We start from the raw sequence: 17,290 nt of genomic DNA, 5'->3' as shown, positions 1-17,290 counted from the left end.
CACGATCGCTCCTTTCTTTTTACAAATATGCTGCTAATCTCGCTTGTAATCCTTCTGTCACCGGCAATAACGGCAATCGTAATGCGCCTGATCCGATGACGCCTTGTTGGTGTAGCAGCCATTTGATCGGAGCAGGATTCGGCTCTTGAAATAGAAGACGAATAAGTGGAAGCAGCTYCTCGAACTCTCGCCGGCTGTTCTCATGTGCCCCGCTAACAAAGCTGCGGATAAAAGAAACAAACCTCTCCGTCTCCACATTTGCTGAAGCACTCATAACCCCTTTAGCGCCGGACTGCAGTGCTGCATACAGCAACGTATCCTCGCCACACAGAACTGGTTTAGAGCCCAGTCTAGTCAATTCTGTGACCAGCCCAGTGTTAGGCGTACTGTCCTTCATCCCGATGACGCCGTCGAGATCAAGGATGGCTCGAACCGTGTCCAACTCAAGCGTCACACCTGTGCGATGCGGCACATCATACAAGATCACCGGCACACCAACCACCGCCACCTGGCGAAAATGTTCAATGATCCCCTGCTGACTTGGTTTGTTATAATAGGGAACTACAACTAATGCAGCTTCTGCACCAAGTTTGCCTGCTTCTGCTGTTTGGCGGACAGTTGAACGCGTATCATTCGTACCTGTTCCTACGACTAAAGGCACATCTACGTGAGCAGCGTCGCGAGCGGCTTGAGCTGTAGCAAACAACACCCCAAGCTCGTCTTTCGTGATCGTTGGCGATTCTCCTGTCGTTCCATTGACAACTAATCCATCTATTTCATCTTGAAACAAGTTATAAGCCTGATTATAAAAGGATGCAGCATCCACTTCAAACTCTTCATCAAAAGGTGTGACGATGGGTACATATAACCCCTGTAGGTCTTGTTCTTTTAGCAAAATAACCATCTCCCAGTCTCGTTTGTTTGTACATTTACTTTAGCATGGAACTCTTCATCACAGTTAGCTATAATAAATGATAGAACTCATCAAAAATATTGATAATAAAGCGAGGCTATATATGGATCTAACGTATTTCCGCACCTTTCGGGAGGTTGCCCGTAGGAAAAGCTTCACACGTGCCGCAGAAGAACTAGGCTATGCTCAATCGAGCATTACGATGCAAATTCAAAAGTTGGAACGTGAATACGGAGTCCCTTTATTTGAAAGGTACGGCCGACAATTACGTCTGACTCCACCTGGAGAAAGCTTACTTGTGATAACGCAACAATTGTTAGAGCTCTATGATCAATCCAAGGAAATGATAGCCAATCAAGTTAGTGGAACGTTGACCATCGGTACGATCAATTCATTAGCAGCCTATTATCTGCCACCTTTTTTACATAAGCTTAAACAGCTGTATCCAGGATTAAATATCCAGCTTTATCCTGACAGCGAAGCCTCCATTCTCACCAAGGTCAAAGAAGGAGATTATGATATTGGCCTTCTATTAGATCAATATCCGGCAGATCCCACTCTCTCTTGCACGAGTGTCCGAGAAGAACAACTCGTCTTCGTTGCACCCTTAGATCACCCTTTAACGCAACAATCCGATATTCAGCTTGCCGACCTAGGGAACACGGAATTTATCGTCACCGAAGAAGGATGTATCTATCGAGGGAAGTTTGAAAGATTACTTAAAGACAATGCCGTCGCCTTACAGATCGGTTTCGAGTTAGGCAATGTTGAAGCCATCAAACAATGTGTGATGAGCGGCTTAGGCATCGCCTTGTTACCTCGGATCACGGTAGCGAATGAGTTGACAATCGGCAAGCTTGCCCAGCTTCCTTTTACACATAACCAACTATCAATGGACCTACAGCTAGTGCTGCATCCGAAAAAATGGATGTCCCAACCCTTACAAGCGTTTATTCAATTGTTGACTAACCAACCCGCGGAATGAAAAAAAGAAGCTCACCTTTGCGAAAAGGTAGAGCTTCTTCGAATTGAAAGTTAAATTCAAGAGTTGCACCCCAGTGTGGCGCCGATCGAACGGTAACCTGCTGGTATACGCAGAATCTTGTTGTCTGTTGCAAGACCACTCAAGTATAGAGGAATCCTACACCGTTCGTCAATTTCCGTCACAGAAGCAATCAATTATACGCCGTAAGCGGATGGATTGACTCTCCAAGAACGTAGAAGTTCCATATCTGTTTGTTGGATCTTCCCTTTTTCCAAAGCTACCTCAAGCAAGGTTGAGTAGTTAGAAAGTGTGTGAAGTGGCATTTCTGCCGCCGCGAATGCGTCTGTTGCTTTATCCAGCTGATAGGAGAAAATCGCTAGTACGCCAAGTGCTTCAGCTCCCGCATCTTTCACGGCAACCGCCGCTTTCAACGAGCTGCCTCCTGTGGAAATTAAATCTTCAATGACGATGACTTTTTGACCTGGTTTCACAGTACCTTCAATCAGGTTCTCCTTGCCATGTCCTTTCGCTTTATCGCGAATGTAGATCATCGGAAGACCAAGCTTCTGAGCTACCCATGCTGCATGAGGGATTCCAGCTGTCGCTGTTCCTGCCACAACCTCAGCTTCAGGAAATTTCTCCTTGATCAAGGCCACGAAGCCATCGGCAATCGCATCACGGATCGCAGGGTGTGACATGGTCAAACGATTATCGCAATAAATCGGAGATTTCAATCCCGATGTCCATGTAAAAGGTTGCTGTGGACGAAGAGCCACGGCTTCAATATCTAATAACGACGCTGCAATATGCTGTGCGATTGTTTCAAGCTTACTCATACGCTCACCGTTCCTTTCAAGTTTTAGATMGATTTAAGTGAAACTACAACCTACACGATTGAATCGATAATCGCTTCAATTGCTGCTCTTGGGTCCGCTGCGCCTGTGATCGGTCGCCCGATCACGACATAGTCCGTCCCCTGCGCGAACGCCTCAGCCGGCGTCATAATGCGCGACTGGTCGCCGATGTCGGCCCCCGCCGGGCGGATGCCTGGCGTCACGGTGACGAAGCCGTCACCGCAAGCCGCCTTAATCGCTGTCACCTCAAGCGGTGACGCGACAACCCCGTTAAGCCCCGCGGCATGCGCCAAGCGGGCGTACCGAATGACGGCCTGCTCGGTTGTACCGGCAAGGCCGATCTCGTCATTCAGCACCTGCTGCGAGGTGCTGGTCAATTGCGTCACGCCGATGACAATCGGGCGTGCTGCCCCTACAGCTAGCCCCTTGTCGACACCCTCCAAGGCAGCCTCCATCATGTACTTGCCTCCGGCTGCATGCACATTGAACACATCAACCCCAAGGCGCGTCACGCTCTCCGCGCCGCCCTTGACCGTGTTCGGAATGTCATGCATTTTCACGTCGAGGAACACCTTATAGCCGCGATCCTTCAGACTCGCGACAAAGGTAGGACCTGCAGCATAAAACAGCTGCATTCCTACCTTTACATAACACGGAATGCCTTCGAGCTGCTTAAGCAGCCCTTCAGCACTTTCCGCGTTCGCGTAGTCCAAGGCGACCATGATGCGTCCGGTAACATCGTTGCGAGTTAACGTACTCATGTTTGGCACCATCCTTTAGACATGTATTGGCATTGCACGTGAGGAGAAGTTGATAGCTTCAAGCATATTCACTAGCGCTCTTACAGTATCGAGCGATGTCATACATACTACACCGTTCTCTACTGCTTCACGACGAATGCGGAAGCCGTCACGCTCAGGCGTTTTGCCCTTAGTCAATGTGTTCACGACGAACTGAGCATCACCGCTGCGGATGAGGTCAAGAATGTTTGGTGAACCTTCACTAAGCTTGTTGACCGTTGTAACTGGAAGACCTGCTTGTGCAATTGCCTCGGCAGTTCCACCTGTTGCAATGATTTTGTAACCTAGGCGATAGAAGCCTTTCAAGATTTCAATCGCTTCGTCTTTATCTTTATCCGCTACGGTGACCACGACGGAACCTGCAGCAGGGATCTTCATACCAGCACCGATGAGACCTTTGTACAGGGCTTTTGCAAAGTTCACATCACGACCCATAACCTCACCAGTGGACTTCATTTCAGGCCCGAGTGTTGTATCTACGCGGCGTAGCTTCGCGAAGGAGAATACCGGAACTTTGACAGAAACGTATTTATCTTCTGGCCATAGACCACCTTGGTAACCCATATCTGCAAGTGTTTGCCCCATGATTACACGTGTTGCCACATTCGCCATCGGGATGTTTGTCACTTTGCTTAAGAAAGGTACTGTTCTGGAAGAACGCRGGTTAACCTCGATCACATACACTTGATCGTTATGAATAACGAACTGGATGTTTACTAGACCAATTACGTTCAACTCTAAGGCGATTTTCGTCGTGATATCGATAATTTGTTGCTTAATCTCTTCTGAAATGGATTGTGGCGGATACACAGCGATCGAGTCACCGGAGTGAACCCCTGCGCGTTCCACGTGTTCCATGATGCCTGGGATCAGAACCGTTTCTCTATCACAGATCGCGTCAACCTCTACCTCTTTACCCAGCATGTAACGGTCGATTAGAACCGGATGCTCAGGGTTGATTTTCACTGCATATTCCATGTAGCTAAGAAGCTCTTCATCGGAGTAGACGATTTCCATCGCGCGCCCACCTAGTACGTAGGAAGGACGAACGATAACCGGATAACCGAATTTCGCTGCTGTACCAACTGCTTGATCGACCGATGTAACTGTGCCTCCTGGAGGTTGAGCTACTGAAATTTTGCTAAGCAAAGCTTCGAATTTCTTGCGATCTTCCGCTGTATCGATACTTTCTAGGTCAGAACCTAGGATGCGTACGCCAGCTTTGTGTAGAGGTGCAGCCAAGTTGATAGCCGTTTGACCACCGAATTGAACGATTACGCCGATTGGTTGCTCACGCTCAATTACGTTCATAACATCTTCGAAGAACAATGGCTCGAAGTACAAGCGATCTGAAGTGTTAAAGTCTGTTGAAACTGTTTCTGGATTATTGTTGATAATAACCGCTTCATAACCAGCCGCTTGAATCGCCCACACCGCGTGAACCGTGGAGTAATCGAACTCGATCCCTTGACCGATACGGATTGGACCAGATCCTAGAACAACAACCTTTTCTTTCGTCGTTTCGGTTACTTCATCTTCTTGCTCGTATGTGGAGTAGTAGTACGGTGTGGAAGCTTCGAATTCAGCCGCACATGTATCTACCATTTTGTATACTGGCTTGATGTTGTTTTGCAAACGGAATGTTCTAACGTCCGCTTCTTTCGTGAAGGTCGAGCAGCCTGCCAATGTACGAATTTCCGCAACAGCACGGTCTGTGAAGCCTTTACGCTTAATTTCGAAAATAAGTTCAGCTGTCAAATCCTTCGCTGCAATTTCCTTTTCATACGCGATAAGCGCACTTAGTTTGTTCAAGAACCACCAGTCAATTTTCGTCAAATTTTGCAGTGTTTCCACCGTATAGCCTCTGCGGAACGCTTCTGCTAGTAAGAAGATACGCTCGTCGTCTGGTTTTACCAAACGAAGTTCTAATGTTTCTGTATCTAGTAAATCCGTTTCTTTCAAGAACAAGCGGTGAACACCGATTTCTAGGGAACGAATCGCTTTATGAATGGACTCTTCGAACGTACGGCCAATCGCCATAACTTCGCCAGTCGCTTTCATTTGTGTTCCTAGCTTACGGTTTGCTGCTGTGAACTTATCGAACGGCCAACGTGGAATCTTGGATACGATGTAATCCAGTGCTGGTTCGAAGCAAGCATACGTTTGTCCAGTAACAGGGTTAACCAGTTCATCAAGTGTGTAACCAATCGCAATTTTCGCTGCCATTTTCGCAATTGGATAACCAGTTGCTTTGGAAGCAAGCGCTGAAGAGCGACTTACACGCGGGTTAACTTCGATTACATAATATTGGAAGCTATGTGGGTCTAGCGCGTATTGAACGTTACATCCGCCTTCGATATTCAAGGCACGAATGATTTTCAAGGATGCGGAACGCAGCATTTGGTACTCACGGTCCGACAATGTTTGACTTGGAGCTACTACGATACTGTCGCCTGTATGTACGCCAACTGGATCAAAGTTCTCCATGTTACACACAACGATACAGTTGTCGTTCGCATCACGCATAACTTCGTACTCGACTTCTTTCATACCCGCGATACTGCGCTCTACGAGACACTGACCGATTGGGCTGTAACGAATTCCGGAAGCAACGATTTCCGTCAACTCTTCCATCGTGTTACAAATACCGCCGCCTGTTCCACCTAGTGTGTACGCAGGACGAATGATGATCGGGAAGCCGATTTCATTAGCAAAATCAACCGCTTGTGCTACTGTTGTGACGATAACGCTATCTGGTACTGGTTGCTCGAGTTCTCTCATCAAGTCTCTGAAAAGGTCACGATCTTCCGCTTTCTCAATCGCTGTAAGTTGTGTTCCTAGAAGCTTAACGTTCTCGCTCTCAAGAACGCCTGCACGAGCAAGTTCAACGGCCATGTTAAGACCCGTTTGTCCACCTAGTGTTGGAAGCAAACCATCGGGACGCTCTTGACGAATGATTTGTGTAACGAACTCAAGTGTGATCGGCTCGATGTATACTTTGTCAGCCATGTTCGTATCTGTCATGATCGTAGCTGGGTTGCTGTTGATCAGGATAACTTCCATACCTTCTTCTTTCAATGCTTGGCAAGCTTGCGTACCAGCGTAGTCGAACTCCGCCGCTTGACCAATAACGATCGGTCCGGAACCGATAACGAGAATCTTTTTGAGTGTATTATTTTTTGGCATATTGCAGTTCCTCCTTCACAGATGTCAATGCCGTGGAAGCATTCCACTGAGCAAGCATTTGCGCTTGGCGCGGCTGCTGTGGGTTATCTAGTTTGTGCTGACGAATCAGCGAGATGAAATCATCGAACAGGTAGCTGGAGTCGAATGGTCCAGGTGCTGCCTCTGGGTGATATTGAACCGAGAATGCTGGATATTGCTTGTGGCGTAAGCCTTCGATTGTGCGATCGTTATTGTTAATGTGCGTCACTTCAAGGTTCGTTCCTTGTACGGAATCTTCCTTAACGGTGTAGCCATGGTTTTGCGATGTAATGTAGCAACGACCGGAAATCAAATCTTTAACCGGGTGGTTACCGCCGCGATGACCGAATTTCAATTTATCTGTATCCGCGCCGCAAGCTAGTGCGAACAATTGGTGGCCTAAGCAAATTCCGAACAGTGGAATGTCGCCGAGCAAACCTTTGATCATTTCTACTGCGTGTGGAACATCCTTCGGATCCCCAGGGCCGTTAGAAAGCAATACACCGTCTGGTGCCAAACGACGAATTTGTTCAGCAGTTGCATTCTGTGGAACAACCACAACATCGCAATCGCGTTTGCTAAGGTCACGAATGATTCCGCTTTTTGCACCGAAGTCAACGAGTACAATGCGTTCTTTGTGTCCAGGAGCACCGAATACACTTTTCGTGGAAACACGGGAAACTTGATCCGTCATAAGCGGCGTGTTTTTAAGAGTTGCCATCAATTCTTCAACGGATTTATTGGACGTTGTGATGATGCTTTTCATTACGCCGTAGTGACGAATTTTACGAGTTAACATGCGTGTGTCGATACCGCTGATCCCAACGATGCCGTATTCTTTCAACAGGCTGCCAAGTGTATACTGAGCTCTCCAGTTACTTGGGATTTCTTCATGTTCACGCACAACGAAACCATGGATGAATGGACGCACGGACTCGAAGTCATCGCGAATCACACCGTAGTTTCCTTGTAGTGGATACGTCATCGTTACGATTTGTCCACAGTATGAAGGATCCGAAAGTACCTCTTGATAACCTGTAATCCCTGTATTGAATACAACCTCGCCGACGGATTCACCTTCACTACCGAACGATTTTCCTGTAAAAAGAGTGCCGTCTTCCAGCAACAATCTTGCCTGCATGTTCTTTCAACTCCTTCGCTATTGTCAGGCGGTTCTCACGAACCGCAGATGTCATGCTTACCATGTAATGATTCAAGGACTTGCATAAAGATTAATCTTTCTGTATAAATATACACGATTTTAACGCAATCGTATAGATGCTTCTCGGGATTTAGGCTTTAAAATTAAGGCTATTTCTTGAACTCAAGAGTATACAACTTTACCGGAAGCAATCGTAACAACCGGCCAACCTTGCAGCTCCCAACCGATGAACGGGGTGTTCTTGCTGCGTGAAACAATCTCTTCTTTCACAACTGCTTTCGTTGTATCCAGATCAACGATTGTAATGTCTGCCGCGCTGCCCACTTCTAAAGTTCCGTATGGAAGACCGAATACGTCAGCAGGCTTTTTGGTCATGCGATCCACTAGGAAGCCAAGTGTCCATTTGCCTGTAAGTACAAATTTCGTATACAGCAAGGAGAATGCTGTTTCGAAACCAAGGATTCCGAATGGTGCCATCATCATGCCTTTGGCWTTCTCTTCTTCCGTATGCGGTGCATGATCCGTTACGATGATATCAATCGTGCCGTCTTCCAATCCTTCGATAACAGCCTGTACATCACGCGGTGTACGTAGGGGCGGGTTCATCTTCCAGTTCGCATCCATCCCTGGAATGTCTTCTTCTGACAGAAGAAGATGATGCGGACACACTTCTGCAGTAACCTTGATGCCGAACTGTTTGGCATGACGGATCAAGCGAACGGATTGCTCTGTGCTGACATGACATACGTGGTAGTGTACCCCAGTTGCTTCCGCTAGCAATACGTCGCGGCCAACATGAATCGCTTCGGATTCATTCGGGATACCTTTCAGACCATGCTTTGTCGCGAAAGTCCCTTCGTTTACCGGCGCTCCTACAACCAATGTGTCATCTTCACAGTGTGCGATGATTGGCATACCGAGTGATGCGGCAAGCGCCATTGCATCCTTCATCATTTGCGCGCTTTGAACGCCAACGCCATCGTCCGTGTACCCGATTACTCCCGCTTCTTTCAACGCTGCGAAGTCCGTTAGTTCACGACCAAGCTCGTTCTTCGTGATCGTTCCGTAAGGAATGACGCGCACAACACCTTCTGTTGCTGCTTTATCTAATATGTAATTTACCGTATCTACGGTATCAATAACCGGTCTTGTATTTGGCATGCAAGCAATTGTTGTAAAACCGCYTCTTGCCGCAGAACGTGTTCCAGTTGCAATGTTTTCTTTATGTTCGAAGCCAGGCTCTCTCAAATGCACGTGCATATCAATGAAACCAGGTGATACAAGCTTGCCAGCAGCGTCAATGACTTCATGACCMGCTGTTTGTGGTACTTCACCATTAGAAGCATCAACGACCTGTGTAATTTTATCATTTTCGACTAAAACATGTTTCTTCGTTTGTACATTATTCGCATCAACGGTAAGTCCGTTTAGAATCCAAATTCCCATTGTGATATTGTCCTCCTAGTATTCGTTTGGGGCCCCCGCAAAGTAATCGGAATCAACTTCAGAGCTTGGCTTCACTTTGTGGGGTGTTTTTATGATAAAGCTCGTTCGATGACAGCCATACGAATCGGCACACCATGAGCAATTTGTGTAAAGATCTTGGACTTCTCATGTTCCACGAGTTCATCATCTAGCTCCACATTGCGATTTACTGGAGCTGGATGCATGATGATCGCATGAGGCGCCATGCGGCTTGCACGCTCTACCGTTAATCCGTATTGTTCGCGGTATTCTTCAGCTGATTTGATAAGCCCTGTATCGTGACGTTCCAGCTGTACACGAAGCATCATGACGACATCGGCTTTCAAAGCTTCTTCGAAGCTGACATATGGCGCGAACTCGGCTAGCTCAGGAGCCTGCATACTGGCAGGAGCACAGAACTGCACTTTGGCTCCAAGAGCGATCAGCCCCCAGAGGTTCGAACGAGCCACGCGACTGTGTAGAATGTCTCCGATGATGGAGACTGTTAAACCTTTGATTGCGCCGAATTGCTTGCGCATTGTATAGAAATCAAGCAACGCTTGCGTTGGATGCTCGTTATTGCCGTCCCCCGCGTTGATGAGCGGGATTTTGATTTTCTCAGCAAGCTCTTGAAGCACACCATTAGGCTTCAGTCGAATTACACCAGCATCAATCCCCATGGATTCAAGCGTGCGAACAGTGTCGTAGATGGACTCGCCTTTTTGTACACTKGATTCGGCTGACGAGAAGTTCAGCACATCTGCACCGAGACGTTTTTGCGCTAGCTCAAAGGAGAAGCGAGTTCTTGTACTATTTTCAAAAAATAAATTGGAAACGAATTTCCCATGGAATTGGTTATTTACTTTGCTAGGGCTTTGTTCCCAATAGGCTGCACGATCCAGAATGCTTGTGATCTCCTCCGCACTTACGCCTTTCAGTCCCAAGAAATGTCTAGTTGTTGTTGTGCTCATGCTACTCACTCCTGTTTCCCCCTCTGGATAATAACTTCATCTTTATCATCAATTTCCGTTAACATCACTTCTATGCTCTCACTCTTGGATGTCGGTACATTCTTGCCCACATAATCAGGCCGAATGGGTAACTCACGATGCCCTCTGTCCACAAGTACAGCCAGTTGAATCATTTGCGGTCGGCCTAAATCAATTAGTGCATCCATCGCGGCTCTTACCGTTCTGCCGGTATACAGCACATCATCGAAAAGGATGATTTTGCGATCTTGGATTTGCATTTTGCCGCCTTCTTGCACGTTCTCCACCGATCTGACTTTCACGCGATCATCGCGATAAGAAGTGATATCGATCTCTCCCACTGGAATCGGTACGCCTTCAATTTCTAGAATCCGTTCTGCTACGCGCTTCGCTAAGTAAATGCCTCGGGTCCGAATACCAATTAAGGTACAATTCTCTACACCTTTATTCTTTTCCAGTATCTCGTGTGCAATCCGCGTAAGTGCTCTACGAATTCCCATTTCATCAATAATGGTGTGTTCGGCGGTCTCATTCATCGTTTTCGCCTCCTGGCTAAACTATCTTCGTCAGCGTTCACATACGTTTTCTGGTGGTAAAACCAAAAAACTCCTTGCCCAATTCTTGGCAAGGAGTTTACGAGTGCATAAAGAGATAGAGCGGGGCTGCTGGATGCGCACATCCTTAAGCTTACTGAATTCTCGATTCAGTATTACCCGACTTTTCTTATCGTTTTACCTTGCCAGCCTCTCTGGACTGTTTTTAAAGGCACATATGTAATTAAAAGAATTATGCCACTTTCGACAGGATAAGTCAATGTTTTTTTGACATCATACATAGATCATTCCTTGGGCAAGTCTTGGAGCATGTGTTATAATTTACATATAAATCTATCTTTATTTCCTATTATTTAGTATCGTTGTGGCCAAAAGGTTAAGGAGGAAACTATGTTCAAATTGTTTAGGTTTTTGAAGCCTTACCGAGTTTCAGTGGTTGTCATCATTACATTGATGCTTCTGCAATCACTAGCTCAACTGTATCTGCCGACTCTCCTCTCTGACATTGTAGATGTCGGTGTGGTAAAAGGTGATGTCAGTTATATTCTGCGATTTGGAGCTTATATGCTGCTCGTCGCAATGGGCGGGATGGCCTGTGTCATGGTGGCAAGTTATCTGCTTGCCAAGACAGCAACTGGCTTCGGAAGGGATCTACGACGCAAGCTCTTCTCCCATGTCGAGAGCTTTTCCCTTAATGAATTTGATAAGCTAGGCACGTCATCACTGATTACGAGAACGACGAATGATATCGCTCAGGTTCAACAGTTGGTTGTCATGATGCGGATGTTCATTGGGGCACCAACCATGCTTATCGGCGGTGTTATCATGGCTACCTACAAGGATACGCATTTGGCTCTTGTATTGATCGCCGTAATCCCGATTCTAGTACTGGTCATTGTTGTTATTATGCGTAAGGGTATTCCGTTATTCAAAACACAGCAAATCAAAATTGACGGCATCAACCTTGCTTTGCGGGAACATTTAACAGGTATTCGTGTCATTCGAGCTTTTAACCGCTCGAACCATGAGAAGCTTAAATTTGAGCGTGCCAGCCAAGACTTCACGCAAACTGCAATCAAAGTTAACACCATCATGGCCACAATGATGCCGATCATGATGCTTGTATTCAACCTCGGCATGATTGTTATTTTATGGTATGGCGGGATTCGTATTGATAATAGTCAAATGCAAGTCGGCGATCTCATGGCCTTCATTCAATATGCCATGCAAATTATGTTCAGTATGTTTATGATGACCATGATCTTTATGATGATTCCCCGTGCATCTGCTTCAGCGGTTCGTATTAATGAAGTACTGGCTATCGAATCCGTCGTACACAATGCTAAGAACGCCGTTAACCTGAACGAGGACCAAATTACGGTTAATTTTAACCATGTAACCTTCAGTTACCCTGGTGCAGAGCAACCTGCTATCCAGGATATTTCCTTCAGTGCTAAACCAGGTGAGGTTACAGCTATCATTGGAGGAACAGGTTCAGGCAAAACCACACTCATTAATTTACTTCTGCGGTTTTATGATGTCGAGTCCGGTTCAATCACGTTGAACGAACAACCCCTCCCTACAATTGCACTTGAAAGCGTACGTGAACAAATCGGATATGTTCCGCAAAAAGCCGTTCTCTTCTCTGGTACAGTGGCTGATAACCTCCGATTCGGGAATGAACTAGCCACAGAGGAAGAGCTTACTCGTGCAGCAACTACGGCACAAGCTGCCGATTTTATTGGCGGTATGAAAGACAACTTCCAGTCCGTTCTCGCACAAGGCGGCACCAATTTGTCCGGTGGTCAGAAGCAACGTCTTGCCATAGGTCGGGCACTTGCTCGCAAACCGAATATTTATATTTTCGACGATAGCTTCTCCGCCTTAGATTTCAAAACGGATGCGAAGCTTCGCGCCGCCCTTAAAACAGAAACAGAACGTGCCACGATGATTATCGTCGCTCAGCGTGTTAGCACCATTATGGACGCTAATCAAATTATCGTTTTAGATGAAGGCAGAATCGCGGGTATTGGCACACATAGCGAACTCATGAAAACGTGTGAGGTCTATCAAGAAATTGTTGCTTCTCAGCTATCAGAGGAGGAAAGTGCATGAGTGACAAACCGAAAGAACCACAGCGCCCCCAAGGCGGCATGAATCCGGGTTTTATGGGCCGAGGCGGTATGGGCATGGGGATGCCTGTTCAGAAAGCGAAGGATTTCAAGGGTACTTTGAAAAGACTACTAGCGTATATGCAGCCTTTTCGCGTCTCCATATCTTTTGTTCTCCTTGCGGCTATCCTAAGCACGCTATTTAGCATTATTAGCCCGAAATTAATGGGTAATGCCGTCACCAAGCTATCTGAAGGCGCAATCGGTAAGATGAAAGGCATCGCTGGTGCCAAAATCGATTTCGATGCGATTCTCCAAATTGTCATTATCCTAGCTGCTCTATACGTATTCAGCTCCATATTAATGTATATCCAACAACGAATCATGGTAAAAGTTACACAGCGTATCGTATTTAATTTACGTAGAGATGTTAGTGAGAAGCTTACGCGTGTTCCCTTATCTTTCTTCGATGCCAGAAGTCATGGGGATACGATGAGCAGAGCAACGAATGATGTGGATACGATAAGCTCGACGATGCAGCAAAGTTTGACGCAGCTCATCACGTCAATCGTTACGTTAATCGGGATTATTATCATGATGCTGACAATAAGTCCTCTACTCACCTTAGCTACTATTATCACCTTGCCGCTTAGCATTTTGGGAACCAAAATGATTGCTACCCGTTCTCAGAAATATTTTAAAGGACAGCAACGTACCCTAGGCGAGCTCAACGGACATGTCGAAGAAATGTACACCGGACACACGATCGTGAAAGCTTTTGGAAGAGAACAGCAATCTGTTGATAAATTCAATGAAATTAATGACCGGCTGTATCATTCCGGCTGGAAAGCTCAGTTTATTTCAGGGCTTATCTTTCCAGTAATGTCTTTTATCGGGAATATTGGCTATGTTCTCGTTAGCGTCATTGGCGGTATTATGGTTACGCATAATGCGATTAAGATTGGTGATATTCTAGCTTTTATTCAATATTCCGGTCAGTTTAGTATGCCAATTACGCAAGTGGCGAATATCGCTAACGTGATACAGTCAACGATTGCAGCGGCTGAACGCATTTTTGAATTATTAGATGAACCCGAAGAAGTCCTTGAGAAGAAAGACTCGCAAAAAGTTCAAGAAGTTCATGGTCATGTACAGTTTGAAGATGTCACTTTCTCATATAAAGCAGATACGCCATTAATTACGAATATGAATATCGATGTAAAACCAGGACAAACTGTTGCCATTGTTGGACCTACAGGAGCAGGCAAAACAACGATCGTCAATCTCCTGATGCGCTTCTATGAATTGCAAAACGGTCGCATTTCCATCGATGGTGTTGATTCACGCCATATGACGCGAAGTGACCTCCGCGGGCTGTTCGGTATGGTACTGCAAGATACGTGGCTCTTCAATGGCACAATCCGTGACAATATCGCCTATGGGCGGGTTGGTGCGACTGAGGAAGATATTGTTGACGCGGCGCGCGCTGCCTATGCGGATCATTTCATCCGAACACTTCCTGATGGGTATGATACGATTTTGAATGAAGAAGCGTCCAATTTATCCCATGGTCAAAAGCAATTGCTTACGATTGCCCGTGCGATCCTAGCTGATCCGGCCATCTTGATTCTAGATGAAGCAACGAGCAGCGTAGATACGCGGACAGAAGTCTCTATCCAACGTGCGATGAATAATTTGATGGCCGATCGTACAAGTTTCGTCATTGCTCATCGTCTGTCTACCATTCGTGAAGCTGATCTGATTCTAGTCATGAATCAAGGAACCGTCATCGAACAAGGCACGCATGAGGAGCTTCTGGAGCAGCAAGGTTTCTACGCGGAGCTCTATAACAGTCAATTTGCACAAGAAGCTGTATGAAACAGGTTGGCTCTCACGCCTCCTTTCTGCTAATATAGGAGAGTCAATCATAAATTTGAAGGAGATGTCACCATGTCTGAAATGAATACCCTAGAAATTATCCAATTTATTAAAGAAAGCAAAAAGAAAACTCCGGTGAAAGTATATGTAAAAGGAAACCTGGAAGGCCTTGAGTTCGGCGAAGGCAGCCAATCCTTCATTACTGGCGGAAGCGGTGTCGTTTTCGGCGAATGGAGCGTGCTTCAGCCGATTCTAGAAGCTAATAAAGATAAAGTTGTTGATTTCGTAGTTGAAAATGATCGTCGTAATTCTGCTATTCCTATGCTAGATTTGAAACACATTAATGCACGCATCGAGCCAGGCGCAGTTATTCGCGATAAAGTACATATCGGCGATAACGCGATTATCATGATGGGCGCACTTATCAACATCGGTGCTTCCGTTGGTGATGGCACGATGATCGACATGAACGCTGTTCTTGGCGGACGTGCACAAGTAGGTAAAATGTGTCACATTGGCGCTGGCGCAGTTGTAGCTGGCGTTATCGAGCCACCTTCTGCTCAACCTTGTGTGATCGAAGATGACGTTCTTGTTGGCGCTAACGCGGTTATTCTTGAAGGCGTACGAATCGGTAAAGGTTCCGTAGTAGCAGCTGGAGCAATCGTAACGCAAGATGTTGAAGAGTACACAGTCGTTGCAGGTGCACCTGCTCGCGTCATCAAGAAAGTAGACGACAAAACTAAATCCAAAACCGAAATTCTAGCAGACCTACGTACCCTATAAGGTGAACTAGATCTGGAGGAAATCGTTATGCTTAGCCCTTTTGTAGAGCTGCGACGTCAGTTGCATCAAATCCCAGAGCCGGGATTCCAAGAGTTCAAAACGCAGCAGCTTTTACTTGAGCAATTGGCCAGGCTGCCGCAGGAGCGTCTTACGATCCGCACATGGCGCACGGGCATTCTGGTCTATATCAAAGGATTAAACCCGAGTAAGCGGTTTGGTTATCGCGCAGATATGGATGGGCTTCCGATCACGGAAGAGACGACGTTGCCCTTCCCTTCTCAGCATCCAGGCTATATGCATGCGTGTGGGCATGATTTTCACATGTCTATCGGCATGGGGGTTGTGACACACTTCACGGCGAATCCTATGCAGGATGATCTTGTTGTGTTGTTCCAGCCAGCTGAAGAAGGTCCTGGCGGTGCGTTACCGATGCTAGCTGCCAAGGAATTGCAAGATTGGATGCCTGACCAGATGGTTGCGCTCCATATTGCGCCAGAGTATCCTGTCGGTACGATCGCTGTCCGACCTGAAATCTTGTTTGCCAACACATCGGAGTTGTTCATTGATCTGCTTGGCAAAGGTGGCCATGCGGCCTACCCGCATCAAGCGAATGATATGATCATCGCGGCAACGCAAATGGTTGGGCAGCTTCAAACCATCGTGTCCCGAAACGTGAATCCGCTGGATTCCGCTGTGATCACGATTGGCAAAATGGAAGCTGGGACGAAGCAGAATATTATCGCGGAGAAAGCTCGCTTAGAGGGCACGATTCGCACCTTATCTGCTGCTTCCATGAACAAGATCAAAGGACGCATCGAAGCGGTTGCCGCGGGCATTGAAGCTTCCTTTGAATGCGAAGTCACGATTGATTGGGGTTCGAATTACCGTCAAGTGTATAATGATCCCGCATTAACCGTGGAATTCATGGACTGGCTTCGTGGACGCGGTAACGTTTCGTTGTTCGAGTGTACTGAAGCCATGACCGGCGAAGACTTTGGTTACTTCTTGGAGAAAATCCCAGGCTTTATGTTCTGGTTAGGTGTGGATACACCGCATGGCCTGCATCATGCCAAACTTGATCCCGATGAGCGCGCCATTGATGTAGCTATCGATACGATTACAGCATACTTGCGATATAAGTCTAGCTAAAATGAATAAGCCTCTCGATCAACCAAAGTTATATTTGGTTGATTGGGAGGCTTTTTGTATGTTTGATGATTGGATATTGAGTTCATTTCCCTCTACTTCCTCACTCCATCTTCTATCCTGTCCATTTACTACTAACACAGCTATCTAAGTTTACTTCAACAGCTCTCACTCTATTTCAGCATCAAACTTTCCTCCACTTTTTCACACTCATTATTACTCCACCCCAATTCCCACAATCACACTATTTCAACTATTTCAACTATTTCAACTATTTCTACTACTTCTACTACTTCTACTTTCTTTCAACACTATTCCCACTAACTTAGTATTCCTACTTTCCCTCTACTTCATTTCCCACAAGTACACCATTCCTACTTTTCCAGCTCAATCCACCTAATTCTCCACCCCAACTTTCAACCGCAACAAATCAATTAACTGGATTAT

Annotated in this window: 13 protein-coding genes; 5 read left to right on the top strand and 8 right to left on the bottom strand. The window is 46.4% G+C overall.

Translation table 11 applies throughout. The features are described from left to right. Nucleotides 1-19 precede the first annotated feature (19 nt). On the bottom strand, nucleotides 20-904 hold the full coding sequence (gene dapA / locus AB4114_RS14125; RefSeq protein WP_441989023.1) for a 4-hydroxy-tetrahydrodipicolinate synthase: 885 nt from the start codon (nucleotides 902-904) through the stop codon (nucleotides 20-22). A gap of 112 nt (nucleotides 905-1,016) precedes the next feature. On the opposite strand from dapA, the gene AB4114_RS14120 reads away from it, so the two are divergent. Continuing rightward, nucleotides 1,017-1,898: a LysR family transcriptional regulator gene (locus tag AB4114_RS14120; protein WP_441989022.1), complete on the top strand. Its 882-nt coding sequence runs from the start codon at nucleotides 1,017-1,019 to the stop codon at nucleotides 1,896-1,898. 194 nt (nucleotides 1,899-2,092) lie between these two features. Here the strand turns inward: AB4114_RS14120 and pyrE are convergent, their stop codons facing one another. From pyrE to pyrR, 7 genes are all read right to left on the bottom strand, one after another. Continuing rightward, nucleotides 2,093-2,734: an orotate phosphoribosyltransferase gene (gene pyrE, locus AB4114_RS14115; RefSeq protein ID WP_441989021.1), complete on the bottom strand. Its 642-nt coding sequence runs from the start codon at nucleotides 2,732-2,734 to the stop codon at nucleotides 2,093-2,095. A 50-nt stretch (nucleotides 2,735-2,784) separates the two neighbouring features. Further along, the gene (pyrF, locus tag AB4114_RS14110) at nucleotides 2,785-3,513 is read right to left on the bottom strand and encodes an orotidine-5'-phosphate decarboxylase (RefSeq protein WP_441989020.1); all 729 of its coding nucleotides are present in this window, start codon (nucleotides 3,511-3,513) and stop codon (nucleotides 2,785-2,787) included. A 15-nt stretch (nucleotides 3,514-3,528) separates the two neighbouring features. Then, entirely contained in the window at nucleotides 3,529-6,738 is a 3,210-nt protein-coding gene (gene carB / locus AB4114_RS14105; protein WP_441989019.1) for a carbamoyl-phosphate synthase large subunit, read from the bottom strand. Continuing rightward, nucleotides 6,725-7,897 (bottom strand): glutamine-hydrolyzing carbamoyl-phosphate synthase small subunit, encoded by a 1,173-nt coding sequence (carA, locus tag AB4114_RS14100; protein WP_441989018.1) that lies wholly within the window; start codon nucleotides 7,895-7,897, stop codon nucleotides 6,725-6,727. Before carA ends, carB begins: the two co-directional genes overlap by 14 nt. A 183-nt stretch (nucleotides 7,898-8,080) precedes the next feature. Continuing rightward, on the bottom strand, nucleotides 8,081-9,364 hold the full coding sequence (locus AB4114_RS14095; protein WP_441989017.1) for a dihydroorotase: 1,284 nt from the start codon (nucleotides 9,362-9,364) through the stop codon (nucleotides 8,081-8,083). Nucleotides 9,365-9,453: 89 nt separating this feature from the next. Next, a complete protein-coding gene (locus tag AB4114_RS14090; protein ID WP_441989016.1) occupies nucleotides 9,454-10,353 on the bottom strand; it encodes an aspartate carbamoyltransferase catalytic subunit in 900 nt (299 codons plus the stop codon). A 5-nt stretch (nucleotides 10,354-10,358) separates the two neighbouring features. Next, a complete protein-coding gene (gene pyrR / locus AB4114_RS14085; protein ID WP_171635353.1) occupies nucleotides 10,359-10,907 on the bottom strand; it encodes a bifunctional pyr operon transcriptional regulator/uracil phosphoribosyltransferase PyrR in 549 nt (182 codons plus the stop codon). Between the two features lie 408 nt (nucleotides 10,908-11,315). Here pyrR and AB4114_RS14080 point away from each other — a divergent pair, with 408 nt between their 5' ends. The 4 genes from AB4114_RS14080 (at nucleotide 11,316) to AB4114_RS14065 (ending at nucleotide 16,846) form a co-directional block, all read left to right on the top strand. Next, nucleotides 11,316-13,040 carry an ABC transporter ATP-binding protein gene (locus AB4114_RS14080; protein ID WP_441989015.1) on the top strand — a complete coding sequence of 575 codons (1,725 nt, stop codon included), beginning with the start codon at nucleotides 11,316-11,318 and terminating at the stop codon, nucleotides 13,038-13,040. Further along, nucleotides 13,037-14,914, top strand: a complete 1,878-nt coding sequence (locus tag AB4114_RS14075) for an ABC transporter ATP-binding protein (RefSeq protein WP_441989014.1) — start codon at nucleotides 13,037-13,039, stop codon at nucleotides 14,912-14,914. The genes AB4114_RS14080 and AB4114_RS14075 overlap by 4 nt, the downstream gene beginning before the upstream one ends. A 72-nt stretch (nucleotides 14,915-14,986) precedes the next feature. After that, nucleotides 14,987-15,697, top strand: a complete 711-nt coding sequence (gene dapD / locus AB4114_RS14070; RefSeq protein ID WP_310227073.1) for a 2,3,4,5-tetrahydropyridine-2,6-dicarboxylate N-acetyltransferase — start codon at nucleotides 14,987-14,989, stop codon at nucleotides 15,695-15,697. Nucleotides 15,698-15,724: 27 nt separating this feature from the next. Beyond that, nucleotides 15,725-16,846, top strand: coding sequence for an N-acetyldiaminopimelate deacetylase (locus AB4114_RS14065; RefSeq protein WP_441989013.1), 1,122 nt, complete (start codon nucleotides 15,725-15,727; stop codon nucleotides 16,844-16,846). The last annotated feature ends 444 nt before the right edge of the window (nucleotides 16,847-17,290 follow it).

Source organism: Paenibacillus sp. 2RAB27 (assembly GCF_052115445.1).
Taxonomy (GTDB): Bacteria; Bacillota; Bacilli; order Paenibacillales; family NBRC-103111; genus Paenibacillus_E.
The sequence above is the reverse complement of the archived record's forward strand: the minus strand, read 5'-3'. Positions and strand labels throughout refer to the sequence as shown.

What these genes read in the sequence shown, in the direction of transcription:
- dapD (WP_310227073.1), top strand. Translation starts at nt 14,987, where the DNA reads ATGTCTGAAATGAATACCCTAGAAATTATCCAATTTATTAAAGAAAGC.
- AB4114_RS14080 (WP_441989015.1), top strand. Translation starts at nt 11,316, where the DNA reads ATGTTCAAATTGTTTAGGTTTTTGAAGCCTTACCGAGTTTCAGTGGTT.
- AB4114_RS14120 (WP_441989022.1), top strand. Translation starts at nt 1,017, where the DNA reads ATGGATCTAACGTATTTCCGCACCTTTCGGGAGGTTGCCCGTAGGAAA.
- pyrE (WP_441989021.1), bottom strand. Translation starts at nt 2,734, where the DNA reads ATGAGTAAGCTTGAAACAATCGCACAGCATATTGCAGCGTCGTTATTA.
- carA (WP_441989018.1), bottom strand. Translation starts at nt 7,897, where the DNA reads ATGCAGGCAAGATTGTTGCTGGAAGACGGCACTCTTTTTACAGGAAAA.
- AB4114_RS14065 (WP_441989013.1), top strand. Translation starts at nt 15,725, where the DNA reads ATGCTTAGCCCTTTTGTAGAGCTGCGACGTCAGTTGCATCAAATCCCA.
- pyrR (WP_171635353.1), bottom strand. Translation starts at nt 10,907, where the DNA reads ATGAATGAGACCGCCGAACACACCATTATTGATGAAATGGGAATTCGT.
- pyrF (WP_441989020.1), bottom strand. Translation starts at nt 3,513, where the DNA reads ATGAGTACGTTAACTCGCAACGATGTTACCGGACGCATCATGGTCGCC.
- AB4114_RS14075 (WP_441989014.1), top strand. Translation starts at nt 13,037, where the DNA reads ATGAGTGACAAACCGAAAGAACCACAGCGCCCCCAAGGCGGCATGAAT.